This is a genomic window from Paraburkholderia sp. A1RI-2L, from assembly GCF_048957375.1.
Taxonomy (GTDB): domain Bacteria; phylum Pseudomonadota; class Gammaproteobacteria; order Burkholderiales; family Burkholderiaceae; genus Paraburkholderia.
The window spans coordinates 2,701,547-2,716,624 of record NZ_JARBTA010000001.1 but is presented as its reverse complement, the minus strand read 5'-3'; the positions used below and the strand labels follow the sequence as shown (position 1 = coordinate 2,716,624).

The 15,078-nt window shown below is 66.6% G+C and carries 13 protein-coding genes and 1 tRNA gene; 10 read left to right on the top strand and 4 right to left on the bottom strand.

Going from position 1 to position 15,078, the window contains the following annotated elements; all coding sequences use genetic code 11:
* Positions 1–39: 39 nt before the first annotated feature.
* The 10 genes from rsmB (at position 40) to PWP93_RS12390 (ending at position 9,560) form a co-directional block, all read left to right on the top strand.
* Entirely contained in the window at positions 40–1,635 is a 1,596-nt protein-coding gene (gene rsmB, locus PWP93_RS12435) for a 16S rRNA (cytosine(967)-C(5))-methyltransferase (RefSeq protein ID WP_421044681.1), read from the top strand.
* The gene (locus PWP93_RS12430; RefSeq protein WP_421044680.1) at positions 1,632–2,222 is read left to right on the top strand and encodes a DUF4390 domain-containing protein; all 591 of its coding nucleotides are present in this window, start codon (positions 1,632–1,634) and stop codon (positions 2,220–2,222) included. The genes rsmB and PWP93_RS12430 overlap by 4 nt, the downstream gene beginning before the upstream one ends.
* Positions 2,212–4,665 (top strand): ATP-binding protein, encoded by a 2,454-nt coding sequence (locus PWP93_RS12425; RefSeq protein WP_421044679.1) that lies wholly within the window; start codon positions 2,212–2,214, stop codon positions 4,663–4,665. Before PWP93_RS12430 ends, PWP93_RS12425 begins: the two co-directional genes overlap by 11 nt.
* Positions 4,666–5,358: a response regulator transcription factor EsaR gene (gene esaR, locus PWP93_RS12420; protein WP_421044678.1), complete on the top strand. Its 693-nt coding sequence runs from the start codon at positions 4,666–4,668 to the stop codon at positions 5,356–5,358.
* Positions 5,359–5,423: 65 nt separating this feature from the next.
* Positions 5,424–5,499 (top strand) — tRNA-Phe (locus PWP93_RS12415).
* A 241-nt stretch (positions 5,500–5,740) separates the two neighbouring features.
* Positions 5,741–6,475, top strand: coding sequence for a 7-cyano-7-deazaguanine synthase QueC (gene queC, locus PWP93_RS12410; protein ID WP_421044677.1), 735 nt, complete (start codon positions 5,741–5,743; stop codon positions 6,473–6,475).
* A gap of 188 nt (positions 6,476–6,663) precedes the next feature.
* A complete protein-coding gene (gene queE / locus PWP93_RS12405; RefSeq protein WP_421044676.1) occupies positions 6,664–7,296 on the top strand; it encodes a 7-carboxy-7-deazaguanine synthase in 633 nt (210 codons plus the stop codon).
* Positions 7,297–7,337: 41 nt separating this feature from the next.
* Positions 7,338–7,781 carry a 6-carboxytetrahydropterin synthase QueD gene (gene queD, locus PWP93_RS12400; protein WP_421025134.1) on the top strand — a complete coding sequence of 148 codons (444 nt, stop codon included), beginning with the start codon at positions 7,338–7,340 and terminating at the stop codon, positions 7,779–7,781.
* Between the two features lie 205 nt (positions 7,782–7,986).
* Positions 7,987–8,769 carry an HpcH/HpaI aldolase family protein gene (locus PWP93_RS12395; protein ID WP_421022671.1) on the top strand — a complete coding sequence of 261 codons (783 nt, stop codon included), beginning with the start codon at positions 7,987–7,989 and terminating at the stop codon, positions 8,767–8,769.
* A complete protein-coding gene (locus tag PWP93_RS12390) occupies positions 8,766–9,560 on the top strand; it encodes a tetratricopeptide repeat protein (protein ID WP_421044675.1) in 795 nt (264 codons plus the stop codon). Before PWP93_RS12395 ends, PWP93_RS12390 begins: the two co-directional genes overlap by 4 nt.
* A gap of 27 nt (positions 9,561–9,587) precedes the next feature.
* On the opposite strand, the gene rodA is transcribed toward PWP93_RS12390, so the two are convergent.
* The 4 genes from rodA to mreC form a co-directional block, all read right to left on the bottom strand.
* Positions 9,588–10,694: a rod shape-determining protein RodA gene (rodA, locus tag PWP93_RS12385; RefSeq protein ID WP_421045081.1), complete on the bottom strand. Its 1,107-nt coding sequence runs from the start codon at positions 10,692–10,694 to the stop codon at positions 9,588–9,590.
* A complete protein-coding gene (gene mrdA / locus PWP93_RS12380; protein WP_421044674.1) occupies positions 10,618–13,242 on the bottom strand; it encodes a penicillin-binding protein 2 in 2,625 nt (874 codons plus the stop codon). Before mrdA ends, rodA begins: the two co-directional genes overlap by 77 nt.
* Before the next feature lie 114 nt (positions 13,243–13,356).
* Positions 13,357–13,869, bottom strand: coding sequence for a rod shape-determining protein MreD (gene mreD, locus PWP93_RS12375; RefSeq protein ID WP_421022674.1), 513 nt, complete (start codon positions 13,867–13,869; stop codon positions 13,357–13,359).
* Positions 13,869–14,984 carry a rod shape-determining protein MreC gene (gene mreC, locus PWP93_RS12370; RefSeq protein ID WP_421044673.1) on the bottom strand — a complete coding sequence of 372 codons (1,116 nt, stop codon included), beginning with the start codon at positions 14,982–14,984 and terminating at the stop codon, positions 13,869–13,871. Before mreC ends, mreD begins: the two co-directional genes overlap by 1 nt.
* Positions 14,985–15,078: the final 94 nt, after the last annotated feature.

The window sequence follows — 15,078 nt, the reverse complement described above, 5'->3', positions numbered from 1 at the left end:
ATTCGCCGCGCCCCGGCGCGGCCCGCTCCCGGTTTTTCCATGACATCCAGCTCCTCGCGCCGCCCGTCCGGCTCATCGCCGTCTGCCCAGCCACGTGCCAAGCGTGCAGGGCGTCCCGCCTCGCCGGCGCGCCGGTCGGATCAGGCCACGCCGCGCAAGGCCGCCGCGCATCAAGCCGTCCATCTGGCTCCCGAATCGCTCGGCTTCGCGCTCGACACGGCGGCGCATATCGTGGGTGCGGTGCGCGCGGGCGCGGCTTTGCCGGCGGCGCTCACGAGCGCTTTCGGCGCGCTTGCGCACGAGTTCGCAGCGACGGCGCGCGGCGCTGTGCAGGACATCGCGTATCGCACGATGCGACGCCTCGGCACCGTGGACTGGCTGATCAAGCAGCGTGTGAGCAAGGCGCCGCCGCCGCCCGTGACGAACCTGCTCGCGTGCGCGCTCGCACTGCTCGTCGACGACGAGGCGCACGCCGCCTACACGCCGTTTACCGTCGTCGATCAGGCCGTGCGCGCGATCGGCGCGCGCCGCGACATCGCCTTCGCGAAAGGCCTCGTGAATGCGGTGCTGCGCGGTTTCCTGCGCGAGCGCGAGAGCGCGCTGGCCGCCGCCCAGGGCGACGAGGTCGCGCGCTGGAATTATCCGCAATGGTGGATCGACGCGATCCGCAAGGCGTGGCCCGACCGTTGGCAGGCGATTCTCGAAGCGGGCAACACGCAGGGGCCGCTCACGCTGCGCGTGAACGCGCGCCGCGCGAGCACGTCCGACTATCTGCAACGTCTGGCCGATGAAAACATCGCCGCGACGCAGATCGGCGAGCACGCCGTGCGCCTTGCCGCGCCGCTGCCGGTCGACCGCATTCCCGGCTTCATGGCCGGCGACGCCTCGGTGCAAGACGCCGGCGCGCAAATCGCCGCGCAAATCATGGGCGTGCGCGACGGCATGCGCGTGCTCGATGCGTGCGCGGCGCCCGGCGGCAAGAGCGGCCATCTGCTCGAACTCGCCGACATCGACTTGATCGCACTCGAAAGCGATGCCACGCGCGCGGCGCGCATCGGCGAAAACTTTGCGCGTTTGGGTTTTTCGGCTGAGGAGGTGCACGACCAGGCTGACGACGAAGCCGATGACGATGCACCCCCACCCGCCTGGCGCGCGCGCGTCGTGATCGGCGACGCGGGTGCGCCCGAAAGCTGGTTCGACGGCGCGCCGTTCGACCGCATTCTCGCGGACGTGCCGTGCTCCGCTTCGGGCATCGTGCGCCGCCATCCCGACATTCGCTGGCTGCGCCGTCAAAGCGACATCGCTGCGCTGGTGCAGGAGCAGCGCCGCATCGTCGAGGCGCTGTGGGCCTTGCTCAAGCCGGGCGGCGAGTTGCTTTACGTGACGTGCTCGATCTTCCCCGAGGAAGGCGAGGCGCAGGCGAGCTGGTTTGAAAGCACCCACGCGGATGCGGTACGATTGGACGCGCCGGGGCAACTGCTGCCGGCGACCGACGGCGCGCCGGCCGGGGGGGCACAGAGTGGCGCAGCCAGCGTGGCGCGGCGCGATGCGCAAGTGCAGAACGACGCCTGCCCCGTTCCCGATCGCACCGCGGATCACGACGGCTTCTTCTACGCGCGCTTCCAGAAACGGTGATCATCAAACGCTTCTTCCCGCAACGCTTTGCGATCCTGATCGGGATCGCGCTGGCTTTCGGCCTGCTGGCCGTCAAGCCGGCGCGCGCCGATTCGATCTCGGTGCAACGGGCGTCGCTGCAAGCCGACGGCTCCGGCTGGAGCCTCGATGCGCGCTTCGATTTCGAGCTCAATAGCAGCCTGGAAGATGCGGTCAACAAGGGCATTCCGCTCTACTTCACCACCGACTTCGAACTCACGCGCCCGCGCTGGTACTGGTTCGACGAGCAGCCCGCGAGCGTCTCGCAAAGCATTCGCCTCTCGTTCCAGCCGCTCACGCGCGAGTACCGCGTGTCGAGCGGCGGGCTGCAGCTCGGCTTTGCGACGCTGGCCGACGCGCTCGCCGTCATCAAGCACGTCACGTCGTGGCACGTGATCGACAACAAGCAGGTGCATCCGGGCGAAACCTATACGGCGTCGGTGCGCATGCAACTCGACGTCGCGCTCATGCCCAAGCCGTTCCAGATCGATGCGGTCAACAACCGCGACTGGAACCTCGCTTCCGACTGGAAGCGCTTTAACTTCACGGTGACCGAACGTGCTAAATAAAGTGCGCCGCGCCACCAGTGTCAGCGGCATCGTCATCCGGCTGCTCGTGTCCACGGTTGCGCTCACCGCGACGCTGCTGCTCGTGCTGCTTGCCGCCGCGAGCGCGAACACCGAGTTCTTCGACCGCTACTACGGCTGGCTCTATGCGGCCAACATCGGCGTCGCGCTGATCTTTCTCCTGGTGGTCACGGCGCTCGTGATCGTGATCGTCGTGCGCTTGCGGCGCGGCAAGTTCGGCACGCGCTTGCTGGCCAAACTCGCGTTTTTCTTCGCGCTCGTGGGCGTGGTGCCGGGCGGCATCATCTACGTCGTCTCGTATCAGTTCGTCTCGCGCTCGATCGAGTCGTGGTTCGACGTGAACGTGGAGACGGCGCTCACGGCGGGCCTGAATCTCGGGCGCGGCATGCTCGACGCCTCGCTCTCCGATCTGCAAACCAAGGCGCGTCTGATGGCCGAGCAGATCGCGACCGGCCAGGCCGCGGGCACCACGCTCACGCTGCTGCGCGCGCGTGACCAGTTCGGCGTGCAGGACGCCACCATCGTCGAGCCGGTGCGCAGCATGTCGGGCGCGGCGCCGGAGATGCACGTCGTCGCGCAGGCTTCGAGCAACTTCTCCTCGCTGATGCCGGCCGACCTGCCCACCGCGCTCATGATCGATCAGGCGCGCGGGCGCGGCTACGCGGCGATCGAAGGCGAAGTCGATGGCGACCCGCGTCTGCACGGTCCGAAGGGCGCGCTGCGGCTGCGCGTCGTCACGCGCATTCCCGATGCGAACACCACCGACCTGCAACCGGCCGAGCGCTTCCTGCAACTGGAGCAGCCGGTGCCCGCCGCGCTTGCGCGCAACGCCGACGCCGTGCAGCGCGCCTATCGCGAGTACCAGGAAAAGGCGCTGGGCCGCACGGGCTTGCGCAAGATGTATATCGGCACGCTCACGCTCGCGCTCTTTCTCGCCACCTTCGTTGCGATGATGCTGGCGCTCGCGCTCGGCAACCAGCTCGCACGTCCGCTCTTCCTGCTCGCGCAGGGCACCAAGGAAGTGACCGAGGGCGACTACACGCCCAAGCGCGAGATCAAGTCGCGCGACGAACTGGGCTTCCTCACGCAGTCGTTCAACGCGATGACGCGCCAGCTTTCCGAAGCGCGCCAGGCCGTGGAGAAGAACCGCGTCGCGCTCGAGCATTCGAAGGCGTATCTCGAGAGCATCCTCGCGAATCTCACGGCAGGCGTGTTCGTGTTCGACCGCCAGTTCCGGCTGACGACGGCGAACCCCGGCGGGGAGCGCATCTTCCGCCATCCGTTCCAGGCGCAGCTGGGCCTGCCCATCGATCATGTGGCGGCGCTCGGGGACTTCGCGGCGATGGTGCGCAAGGCCTTCGCCGACCAGGAGGCGTCGCGCACCGATCGCGAAGGCGGCGACGTGGATCACGGCCACTGGCAGCAGCAGTTTTCCGTGCCGGTGGCGGGCGAGACCGATCCGCTCACGCTGCTCGTGCGCGGCGCGCGCCTCGTTTCCGACACGGGCCGCGACGCCGGCGACATGCAGACCTCGGGCTACGTGGTGGTGTTCGACGATATCTCCGATGTGATTTCGGCGCAGCGCTCGGTCGCGTGGGGCGAAGTCGCGCGGCGTCTCGCGCACGAGATCAAGAATCCGCTCACGCCGATTCAGCTATCCGCCGAGCGCCTGCAGATGAAGCTCACCGACAAGCTCGCCCCCTCGGACGCCGAAGTGCTCAAGCGCGGCGCGACCACCATCGTCAATCAGGTCGCGGCGATGAAGCAGATGGTCGACAATTTCCGCGACTACGCGCGCACGCCGCCGGCGGTGCTCGCGAGCCTGCAACTGAACGATCTCGTGAGCGAAGTGCTCACGCTGTACGGCGCGGAAGAAGGCAAGAGCACGATCAAGGTCGAGCTTTCCGCGCTGCCGGTGATCCGCGGCGACGCCACGCAATTGCGCCAGGTGATTCACAACCTTTTGCAAAATGCACAAGACGCAGTGGCCGATGTCGAGACGCCGCGCGTGACACTGGAGACGCGGGCCGTAGAATACGGCGATCCGGACGCGGACGGCCACACGCGCGTCGCGGTGCGTCTCACGGTATCGGACAACGGGCCCGGTTTCCCGGCGCGCATTCTCACGCGCGCATTCGAACCCTATGTGACAACCAAGGCCAAAGGAACAGGGCTCGGGCTCGCGATGGTGAAGAAGATCATCGACGAGCACGGCGCGCGCATCGACATCCGCAATCGCATGAAAGCGGGCGATGCGATAGAGGGCGCGCAGATCTCGATCCTCTTTCTCCAACTGGCGGATGACGCCAACCCGGACACCCACCCGGGCGCAACGCCTGATGCCGCCACGCGCGGCACTGCAAAGGCGGCGCGCGCGGCAACGGAGCAGGGATCAAAAGCAACAGTGCAGACAAGGGCAGCGTAAATGGCAACCATCCTGGTGGTAGACGATGAAATGGGCATCCGGGAATTGCTCTCGGAGATCCTCAGCGACGAAGGACACGTCGTGGAGCTCGCGGAGGACGCGGAGCAGGCGCGCGAATTCCGTCAGCGTCAGGTGCCGGACCTGGTGCTGCTCGATATCTGGATGCCGGACACCGATGGCGTGACGCTGCTCAAGGAATGGGCCGCGCAGGGCCAGTTAACGATGCCTGTCATCATGATGTCGGGGCATGCGACGATCGACACGGCGGTCGAGGCGACCAAAATCGGCGCGCTCAACTTCCTCGAAAAGCCGATTGCGCTGCAAAAGCTGTTGAAGGCGGTCGAGCAGGGGCTCGCACGCGGCACCGCCGCGCCGGTTCCGGCGACGGCGCCCGGTGCAGCCAAGCCGGCGGCGGGCGGGCCGGCCGTGGTGGCGTCGGCGGCGGCGCTGCCGGTGCTGGGTGCCGACGGCGCGTCGGGCGGCGCGGCCGCCGCGGGCGTGGCGTCGATCTCGTTCGACATCCCGTTGCGCGATGCGCGCGACGCGTTCGAGCGCGCCTACTTCGAGTATCACCTCGCGCGCGAGAACGGCAGCATGACGCGCGTGGCCGAGAAAACCGGCCTCGAGCGCACGCACCTGTATCGCAAGCTCAAGCAGCTCGGTGTGGACCTCGGCAAGAGCAAGGGCGAGTAAGCCATTTTTTTTGCGAAAGCTCTTGCGCAGTCCTGTCAGGATCGCTATACTCTTCTTTCTTCGTTGGCCCGGTAGCTCAGTTGGTAGAGCAGCGGATTGAAAATCCGCGTGTCGATGGTTCGATTCCGTCCCAGGCCACCAGAATGCAGCCCCAGGAGATCGCACGATTCCTGGGGCTTTTTCGTTGTGCCCGCGTACGGTGCGCCCTGTTCGGGTCGAACACAGCGGATGGAATATCAGCGGTATAAAGTAGCGCCGATATTCGCAAAAATACAGCGGCCTATACTGCATTGGCCTGCGCGGGAGAAAGACCTGCGCGGGTCCGCACGGCGGGTTTTCAAGGCTTGCGACCGCGCGGAACCTCTTGATACGGAGTTTCACGGTGACTCGAACAGAACCCAGGAACGGCGCGCTCGTGCTGTTTTCCGGCGGCCAGGACTCGGCTACGTGCCTTGCCTGGGCGCTCGACCGCTACGACACTGTCGAGACGCTAGGCTTCGATTATGGCCAGCGTCATCGCGTCGAACTGGAATGCCGTGAAGGCTTTCGCGCAGCCGTTGCGCAGACGTTCCCCGAGTGGGGCGAGCGCCTGGGCGACGATCACATGATCGATCTCTCGGTGCTGGGCTCGATCAGCGACACGGCCATGACGCGCGAAATCGAGATCGAGACGGCGGCCAACGGCTTGCCGAACACCTTCGTGCCGGGCCGCAATCTGATGTTCATGCAGATCGCCGCGGCGATTGCTTACCGGCGCGGGCTCAAGTTCCTCGTGGGCGGCATGTGCGAAACCGACTTCTCGGGCTATCCCGACTGCCGCGACGACACCATGAAGGCGCTGCAAGTCACGCTCAATCTGGGCATGGAAACCCGCCTCGTGATCGAAACGCCGCTCATGTGGCTCGACAAGGCCGACACGTGGCGTCTCGCGCAGAAACTGGGCGGTGAGGCGCTGGTCGAACTGGTGCGCGTGGAAACCCATACGTGCTACGTGGGCGAGCGCGCCGAGCTCAACGACTGGGGCTTCGGCTGCGGCGAATGCCCGGCGTGCAAGTTGCGCAAGCGCGGCTACGAAGCGTACCTCGCGGGCGAGCAGGTGACGCAAGCGCCGGTCTGAACCGATGACGGGCGCGCCACGCGCTTTTGCATGGCGTGGCAGCATGAGCGGGGCGGCGCACGGGCGGCGCGTCCCGCCGAACGAAGACAGCAAGACAATCAGCGCCCGAAATAACCCGCTCCCAGCGCGTCGACCCGCAGGGAACATGCGCAGTGAACGCGCGCATTGAACATGATCAGGCAGTAAGCATGACGTACGCAGTAAAGGAAATTTTCTACACATTGCAGGGCGAGGGCGCGAACGCCGGACGTCCGGCCGTGTTTTGCCGGTTCGCCGGCTGCAACTTGTGGTCGGGCCGTGAGGAAGACCGTGAAACGGCGGTCTGTCGTTTCTGCGACACCGATTTCGTGGGCACCGACGGCGAGAACGGCGGCAAGTACCGCACGCCCGAGGAACTCGTCGCGATGATCGCGTCGCTCTGGCCCGAAGGCGAGGGCAACCGCTTCGTCGTGTGCACCGGCGGCGAGCCGATGCTGCAGATCGACCAGCCGTTCGTCGATGCGCTGCATGCCGCCGGCTTCGAGATCGCCATTGAAACCAATGGTTCGCTGCCCGTGCTGGATACCATCGACTGGATCTGCGTGAGCCCGAAGGCCGACGCGCCGCTCGTCGTCACGAAGGGCAACGAGTTGAAGGTGGTGGTGCCCCAGGACAACCAGCGCCTCGCCGACTATGCGAAGCTCGATTTCGAGTATTTCCTCGTTCAGCCGATGGACGGCCCGTCGCGCGACCTGAACACGAAGCTCGCGATCGACTGGTGCAAGCGCCATCCGCAATGGCGCCTGTCGATGCAGACTCACAAGTACCTGAACATTCCCTGAGCATCCCCTGATTCCTTGCCTGACTGGTTAAAAGCGCCGTGCTGACGATCACCCGAAAACTCGAATTCGACGCGGGCCACCGCATTCCCGACCACCGCAGCCAGTGTCGCAACCTGCACGGCCATCGCTACGTGCTGGAAGTCACGCTGCAAGGCGACACCGTCGAAACGGAAGGCGCGCCCGACCGCGGCATGGTGATGGATTTCGCCGACGTGAAGGCGCTCGCGAACCAGCATCTCGTCGATCTGTGGGATCACGCGTTCATCGTCTTCGAAGACGACGCGCAGGTGCGCGGTTTTCTCGAAACGTTGCCGGGTCACAAGACGGTCGTGATCGACCGCATTCCGACCGTGGAAAATCTCGCGGCCATCGCGTTCGAGATCCTCGCTAACGTTTACGACGCGCATTACGGCGTGAATCTGCAACTGCAAAAGCTGCGTCTGTACGAAACGCCGAATTGCTGGGCTGAAGTCACGCGCGATTGAGCGCCGGCATCGAGGCCCGCGCCGAGCCCTAAGGCCGGGTTTTCCGCCCGGCCCTCAAACTTTTGTCGCGGTATGATCGTTCCGGCAAGGCCCGCGTCCGCGCGGCCCGACAACACAACGGAGCGAGACATGCCGGCTGCGGCGCTGCCGGGCCGCCAGGCCCGCGCGGGACGCGCGCGTCCCGCAACTCGCCGGGAGCACGGCAATGAGCACCTTCACCAATCCCCTCAAGGAACGCCTCAAGGAAGCTGAGCCGCTTTACGGCCTGTGGCTTTCGATGGGCAGCGAGACCGCCGCCGAGGCGCTCGCGCACGCCGGTTTCGACTGGCTGCTGATCGACATGGAGCATTCGCCCAACGACAGCAGCGACGTCATCGCGCAATTACGTGCGATCGCGGCGGCCCATTTGCCGACCGAGCCGGTCGTGCGCATCCAGGCGAACGAGCCGTGGCTCGTCAAGCGCGTGCTCGACGCGGGCGTGCGTACGGTGATGTTTCCCAACGTGACCTCCGCCGACGAAGCCGCCCGTGTGGTGAGCTACACCCAATATCCCGATGCCGATGCGCCGGGCGGCCAGCGCGGCGTCGCGGGCGTGGTGCGCGCGGCGGCCTACGGCATGCGGCGCGATTATCTGCATGGCGCGAACGCGCAAGTCGCCTCGATCATCCAGATCGAATCGGCGGCGGCACTCGGCGAGGTCGAGAAAATCGCAGTGGTGCCGGGCGTCGATTGTCTCTTCGCCGGGCCTGCCGATCTTGCCGCAAGCCTCGGCCATCTGGGCGATTCGAAGCACCCTGACGTCGTTGCTGCGATGACGCGCATCGTTGCCGCAGCGCGTGCGGCAGGCGTGGGGGCGGGCATCTTTGCAATGGATGCCGCGCAGGCGAAGCAGTATCGCGAGATGGGCTTCAACTTCGTCGCGCTCGCCGCCGATGTCATCTGGCTCATGCGCGCGACGCGCCAGGCGCTCCAGGAGGCGAGGTCATGAAGTGTCCGAAAGCGTTGCGCGCACAGTTTGTCGGCGTGGTGGCGGCGGCTTGTGTCGCTGGCGCGGCGTTTGGCGCAAGCGGCCAGGCGATGGCGGCCGGTGCCGCAGGGGCAGCGAGCGCGAGTGCAGGTGCACGTACAGGGCCAAGCGCGGGTGCAAGCGCGGCCGTCACGAAACCCGTTGCAGGTGCGCAATCCGATCCGCAGACGGCCAACGCCGTGGCCGACTACAACGCCGGCAATCTCGCGGGCGCGCGCGCCGAATTCAAGGCCGCCGCCGAGCGCGGCAACCGGCTCGCCGAGTTCAACTACGCGATGATGCTGATCAACGGCGAGGGCGGCGGCGCCGACGTGGGCGAGGGCCGCAAGTGGCTGCGCAAGGCCGCCGACGCGAACATGTCCCATGCGCAGTACGTCTACGGCAAGATGTACGACGACGGCGATTTCGTCGAGCGCGACCCGGCGCTGGCGCATCAGTGGTTCCTGAAGGCCGCGAAGCAGGGCCACGTGCAGGCCGAGCTCGCGCTGGCGAACCAGTTCCTCGATGGGCGCGGCACGTCGCGCGACAACAAGCAGGCGTTCTACTGGTACAAGAAGGCCGCCGAGGGCGGCGACATGACGGCGCAGTACGTGACCGGCTCGTTCTACGAGCGCGGCGGCGACGGCGTGCCGAAGAACCTGAACGTCGCGCGCGCCTACTATGCGGCGGCGGCCGCGCAGGGCGACCAGGTGGCGCTGCTCAAGTACAAGCAGTTGAGCGCGCAACTGATGAAGGCGGCACCGCCGCAATGAGTGCGGTGGGTGTGGAAGACGGCAGGCCTAGCTCTGCATCAGCCGCTTCTGCCGCCCGACGCTCATGATCAGCCCGATGGCGACGCCGAGCGTCGTGAGCGCGGTGCCGCCGTAGCTCATGAACGGCAGCGGCACGCCCACCACGGGCAGGATGCCGCTCACCATGCCGATATTCACGAACGCATAGGTGAAGAACGCCATCGTGAGCGAGCCGGCCAATAATCGCCCGAATAGCGTCGCGCCGTTGGCGGCGATATAGAGCCCGCGTGCGATCAGGCACATGTAGAGCGTGAGCAGCACGATCCCGCCCGCCATGCCGAACTCCTCCGAGAACACCGCGAAGATGAAGTCAGTGTGTTTCTCGGGGATGAACTCCAGATGCGACTGCGTGCCCTTGAGCCAGCCCTTGCCGAGCGGGCCGCCCGAGCCGATGGCGATCACCGCCTGAATCGTGTGGAAGCCCTTGCCGAGCGGGTCGGAAGTCGGGTCGAGCAGCGTGCAGATGCGGTGTTTCTGGTAATCGTGCAGGAGCGGCCAGTTCACCTGCGGCTGGCAGATCTTGTCCTGGAACGCCGCGATCGACGCCACGGCAATCACGCCTGCAATGAGCACCGGCACGATCAGCTTGAACGAGAGCCCCGCGAAATAAATTACGAAGAAGCCCGCAGCGAACACGAGCACGGCGGTGCCGAGGTCCGGCTGCTTGGCGATCAGCCCCACCGGCACGAGCAGGATCACGAAGCCGACCACGAAGTCGTACCAGCGCATCACGCCTTCGCGGCGCTGGTAGTACCACGCGAGCATGAGCGGCGTGGCGATCTTGAGAATCTCGGAAGGCTGGATCACGACCCCCACGTTAATCCAGCGCTTTGCGCCCTTGCGCGTGAGGCCGAATAGCGCGACCGCGATCAGCAGGGCGATGCCGAACGTGTAGACCGGCACCGCGAAGCGCATGAGCGTGGTGGGTGGGACATTGGCGAGCGCCCACATCAGCACGAAGGTAAACATGATGTTGCGCAGCTGGTCTTCGACGCGGCCCGGCATGTCGAGGGTTGCGCTATACAGCGTGACCATGCCCACGCACAGCAGCAGGAACACCGTGAGCGCGAGCGGGCGATCGAAGCCCACGAACATCTTGCGCAACGCGTCCAGCACGGCGCGCTTGTCGATCTTTTCGAACTGGAAGAAAGGCATGGGAATTCCTTACTCGTCGATGCCGCCCGTGGCGGGCAAGGGCTGCGGCGCGAGCGTGGCCGCGTCGGGCGCGCTGGCGGGGCGGCGCGGGCGATGCGGACCTGGGCCGAAATGGCGGGGCAGCGAGGCAGCGCCGGGCCGCTGGGCCGCAGCTTCGTTGTCCGGCGCCGCAGTGCCAGGCGTGGCGGTCGCGGTGCCGCCGCTCACGGCATCGGTGCCTTGGGGGGCCTCGGGGGCGGCCGGCCCGGCGCTCGGCTTGTGCGTTTTCTCGCGGGCGCTCGCGCTGGCGGGCTGGATGCACCGGCTCGTGCCGGCGCGGCGCCGGGCACGGTCCGGCGGAGGCGCCCGATGTGGCCGCAGCCGCAGAAGCTTCGGAGGCCGCCGCAGCAGCCGAAGCCGCCGCCGCAGCCGAAGCCGCTTCGGCTGCCGAAGCCGCGCCGGGAATCGGCAGTGGCGTGAAGCCCGCCGCAACCCTGACCGGCGTTGTTCCTGTGGTCCCCGAGCTGGCCAGCGGCGCACCGCCGATGGTGGGCGCGGACGCATCCTGCGTGGCCGAGGCCGCCTCGGCCACGGCAGCCTGCTCGACGCCTGGCTTCAGGCGGTCGACGAGCCAGTAATCGAGCACGCGCCGCGCGATCGGACCCGCTGACTGCGCACCCCAGCCGCCGTTCTCGACGATCAGCGCGACGGCGATCTGCGGCTTTTCGGCGGGCGCGAACGCAATGAAGAGCGCGTGGTCGCGCAGATGCTCGGCGAGCGCATGCGCCTGATACTTGCCGCCCTGCAGCGAGAACACCTGCGCCGTGCCGGTCTTGCCCGCCGAGGTGTAGGGCGCGTTTTTGAAGACCGCGTAGGCCGTGCCTGAGGGGTTCATGTCGACGTTTTCCATGCCGCGCTTCACGACGTCGATATCGGACTGTTTCACGTTCAGCCGGCCGCTTTCGTTCGGCACGGTGAGGTGCTGCGCCTTCGTGATCGGATTTTCGATCTCCTTCACGAGGTGGGGCTTCATGAGGACGCCGTTATTGGCGAGCGTGGCCGTCGCGTGGGCGAGTTGCAGGATCGTGAACGAGTTGTAGCCCTGGCCGATGCCAAGGCTGATGGTCTCGCCTTCGTACCAGCGCTGTTGCTCGGGCCGGCGATAGGCTTTGCGCTTCCACTCGGTGGAGGGCAGGATGCCGCGTGCCTCGCCCGCGATGTCGATGCCGGTCAACTGGCCAAAGCCGAGCGGCTTCATGAAGTTCGCGATGTTGTCCACGCCCAGGTCGTGCGCGAGCATGAAGAAGTAGGTGTCGTTCGACACCATGATCGCCTTGTTCATGTCGACCCAGCCCTGGCCGGAGCGCACATCGTTGTTGAAGCGATGGCCGCCGAACATGTAGAAGCCCGGGTCCGAGAAGCCCCAGCCCGGCGTGCGCTTGTGCAGCGTGAGCGCGGCGAGCGCCATGAATGGCTTGTAGGTCGAGCCCGGCGGGTAGGTGCCGTGCAGCGGCCGGTTCAGGAGCGGGTGATCGGGCGAGTTGTTCAGCGCGTCCCAGGTCTGCTGGTCGATGCCGTCCACGAACGAGTTCGGGTCGAAGCTCGGCGCCGAAACGAACGCGAGAATGTCGCCCGTGGACGGCTCGATCGCCACGAGCGCGCCGCGCTTGCCCGCGAAGGCCTGCTCGGCCACTTGCTGCAAGCCGATGTCGAGCGAGAGCACGAGATTGTTGCCGGGCGTGGCCTGGGTGCGCTTGAGCGTGCGCACGGGGCGCCCGCCCGCGGTCACCTCGACTTCCTCGAAGCCGGTCAGGCCGTGCAGCTCCGTTTCGTAGCTCTGCTCGACGCCGATCTTGCCGATGTAGTCGGTGCCCTTGTAGTTGTTCGCGTCGAGCCGCGGATCGTAATGCTCGGGATCCTCGTCATTCTTGTCGCTCATGTCGTCGATGCGTTCCTGGTCGCGCTGCGAGATGCGGCCGATATAGCCGATCACGTGCGCGGCCGTGGTGCCGAGCGGGTATTGACGGAACAGGCGCGCGCGCACCTCCACGCCGGGAAAGCGAAAGCGCTGCGCGGTGAAGCGTGAGACTTCCTCGTCGGTGAGGCGGGTGCGGATCGGCAGGCTCTCGAAGTTCTTCGAGTCCTCGAGCAGCTTCTTGAAGCGGCGGCGGTCGCGCGCGTCGATCGGGATCACCGTCGAGAGTTCGTCGATGGTGTTGTCGAGCGTGTCGGTGAGCTTCGAGGGCGTGATTTCGAGTGTGTACGCCGAGTAGTTCTTCGCGAGCACGACGCCGTTGCGGTCGGTGATGATGCCGCGGTTCGGCACGATGGGCGCGACCGAGATGCGGTTCTCGTCGGCCTGCAGCGAGTACTTGTTGTGGTTCCAGACTTGCAGCCAGAGGAACCGGAACGCGATCAGCCCGAAGCAGACGAACACGAACACGCCCGCCGCCGCGACGCGCAGGCGGAATTTCGTGAGCTGCTGCTGGGTGTCCTTGAATTCGGTCATGCGCTCGGAGCAGCGGGGCCCGCGCCTCGCTCAGGCGCTGCGGCGGGCCGATCGTGCCGGTGGTAAGGATGGGTCATCGATTGCGTCTTCAACGGGAAGCGGCGTGCGCGCCGCTCAAATGGGCCGGGTGTCGTCGGGGTCGACGGGGCGGCGCTGCGGCAGCAGCAGCACGATGCTGGCGAGCGGCCAGAGCACGGCCTCCACGAAGCCGCTGATCAGATAGCCCCAGCCGGGGAACGGCGCGCCCATCAGGAGGCGCACCACGAACGGCACGATCTGCGCGCCGACGAGCATCGGCATGACGGCGAACATCTGCACGCCGAGCGACATCCAGAGCACGCGGCGATGAATCGTGATCGCGCCATAGGAGAGCAGCGTGTAGGCGAGCGCGTGCTCACCCAGCAGGTTCGCGTTGTGCACGTCCATCAGCAGCCCGAGGCAGAACGCGATGCCCATGCCGACCTTGCGCGGCTGATGAATGTTCCAGAACAGCAGCACGAGCGCGACGAAGTCCGGAATGCCCGGCAGCTTGCCCCAGGGCAGCAGGTTCAGCAGGAACGCGGCCGCGAGGCTGAACGCGATGAAATACGGGTTGACCGGCTGCAGGATGTATTGCGGGCGCGTCATCAATGTCCCCCCTGCGGCTTCGCGGGCGCGGCTGCAGGCGACTTCGCCGCAGTGCTCGCATGTTCCGCCGCCTGGGTCTTCGCCTGGGTCTTCGCCTGGGGCGCCGGCGCGCCGGTGGGTGCGCCGGTTGATGCATTAGCGGCGGGCTTGGCTCCAGCAGGCTTCGATTTGTCGTCGGCCTTCTTGTCCGCAGCCTTCGACTTTTTCTTCTTCGCGTCCTTGGCCTCGGCGGCGGCAGCGGCAGAAGCGGCTTCGGCGGCCTCGATCGGATTGGGCGGCACTTGCGCCACGAAATGCAGCACCAGCACCTCGCGCGCGCCCCGAACCGCCGCGAGCGGCACGCAGATCACGCGCGCAAACGCCGTGTCGGCCTGCTTGTCGATGCGCAGCACCTTCGCGACCGGCAGCCCTTGCGGATACACGCCGTCGAGACCGCTCGTCACGAGTTCGTCGCCCACTTGCACGTCGGCGCTGATCGGCACGAAGCGCAGGTCGAGCAGATCGCCCTTGGCCGTGCCGTAGATCACGCTGCGCAGGCCGGTGCGCACGATCTCGACCGGCACTGCCTGGTCTTTGTCGGTCACGAGCGTGACCTCGGACTGCATCGGGAACACCCGCGTGACCTGCCCGATCACGCCGTCTTCGCTTACGACAGGCGCGCCGTCCTGCACGCCCTGCTGGGTGCCGCCGCCGATCACGACCTTCTGCGTGAACGGGTCGCGTGTGTCGTACTGGATCTCGGCGGGCGTGGTTTGCGCGCCGATGCGCTGTGAAAGCTGCAGCAGCGCGCGCAGATGCGCGTTTTCGGCGGCGAGCGTGGCCGCGTCGTTGGCTTGCTGCGAGAGCTGTAGATTGCGCGCGTGCAGTTTGGCGTTGTCCTGGCGCAACGCGGCGCTCGTCACGGCGAGGTCGGCCGCGCCCATGAAGAGGTCGCGCGGCACGAGGGCGGCGCGTTGCAGCGGGTAAAGACCTGCGCCGAGCACGCCGCGCACGACTTCGAGGGTCTTGAAGCGGGCGTCGGAGATCAGCAGCGCAATCGACAGAACGACGAAGAAGATTAGCCGTGCGAGTGCCGAGGGGCCTTGCTTGAATAAAGGCGGCGGACTGTATTCCATGGTCGGCGCCGGGCGCGTGTGCGGTTCGGTGAAACTAACGATGAGACGTAAAACGCAACAGCGGCGCCATGGTCGGCGCCGCGTTGCGGACGGT